The sequence below is a fragment of the Flavonifractor hominis genome, assembly GCF_040095835.1.
Taxonomy (GTDB): Bacteria; Bacillota; Clostridia; order Oscillospirales; family Oscillospiraceae; genus Flavonifractor; species Flavonifractor hominis.
Map to the genome: position 1 here is coordinate 1 of NZ_JBBMFT010000032.1, position 1595 is coordinate 1595.

Here is a 1595-nt window from a genome sequence, read left to right on the forward strand (position 1 = left end):
TTGAAAACTGAACAATGCAGATCGAAAGTATTGAGAGCAAGCAACAGAGGGCAATAACAGCAATGTTGTGGAACTTAAAGATAGAATGGCGAAAGCCGTTCTAGTGAATGGGTAAAACAATGTAGCCAATTGCAAACTTCTGTGATGCCTGCATAATTCATGATCGAATAGAGAACAGCTCAGAAATGAGACTGTTCTACTAAGGTCAAGCTAGAAAGAGCGCAAGGGGAATGCCTTGGCATCAGGAGCCGAAGAAGGACGTGACAAGCTGCGATAAGCCTGGGGGAGCTGCACATAAGCATTGATCCCAGGATTTCCGAATGGGGAAACCCGGCGGAGCAATACTCCGTCAGCCTGCGTTGAATCAAATAGGCGTAGGTGGGGAACCGCCTGAACTGAAACATCTAAGTAGGGCGAGGAAGAGAAATCAACAGAGATTCCGCTAGTAGTGGCGAGCGAACGCGGAAGAGGGCAAACCGGTGGATTTATTCACCGGGGTTGTGGACCGACACAACGGCGAGATAGGCTAGTCGAATGGTCTGGGAAGGCCAGCCGCAGCGGGTGAGAGCCCCGTAGACGAAAGCTGAATCTTGTTAGTCGGGATCCAGAGTACCGCCGGACACGTGAAACCCGGTGGGAAACTGGGGGGACCACCCTCCAACCCTAAATACTACCTGATGACCGATAGAGGAGCAGTACCGTGAGGGAAAGGTGAAAAGGACCCCGGGAGGGGAGTGAAACAGAACCTGAAACCTTGTGCTTACAAGCACTCAAAGCACGTTAATGTGTGATGAGGTACCTTTTGTAGAATGGTCCGGCGAGTTATTGTTACTGGCAAGCTTAAGGCATTCAGTGCCGGAGGCGAAGGGAGACCGAGTCTGAATAGGGCGTATGAAGTCAGTGGCAATAGACCCGAAACCGGGTGACCTATCCATGGGCAGGTTGAAGTGGGGGTAAAACCCCATGGAGGACCGAACGCACGCCCGTTGCAATGGTCGGCGATGACCTGTGGATAGCGGTGAAATTCCAATCGAACTCGGAGATAGCTGGTTCTCCCCGAAATAGCTTTAGGGCTAGCGTTGATTTAGATTACCGGAGGTAAAGCACTGAATGGGCTAGGGGCCGATAAGGTTACTGAACCCTATCAAACTCTGAATGCCGGCTAATTGATGATCAGCAGTCAGACTACGTGAGATAAGTCTCGTGGTCAAAAGGGAAACAGCCCAGACCCACAGCTAAGGTCCCAAATGTGTGCTAAGTGGAAAACGATGTGGAGTTGCGAAAACAACCAGGATGTTGGCTTAGAAGCAGCCACTCATTAAAAGAGTGCGTAATAGCTCACTGGTCGAGTGACTCTGCGCGGAAAATGTAACGGGGCTAAGCATGCAACCGAAGCTTGGGCTTGCCGCAAGGCAGGGGTAGGGGAGCGTCGTGTACGGGGTGAAGTCGTAGCGGAAGCAGCGGTGGACTTTACACGAGTGAGAATGCCGGAATGAGTAGCGAGAATTATGTGGGAATCATAATGGCCGAAAATCTAAGGTTTCCTGGGGAAGGTTCGTCCGCCCAGGGTAAGCCGGGAGCTAAGGCGAGGCCGA

General features: G+C 51.6%; 1 rRNA gene. It reads left to right on the plus strand.

What is annotated here, in order from left to right:
- Window positions 1-203: 203 nt before the first annotated feature.
- Window positions 204-1595, plus strand: a 23S ribosomal RNA gene (locus WMO45_RS13600); the annotation flags it as partial.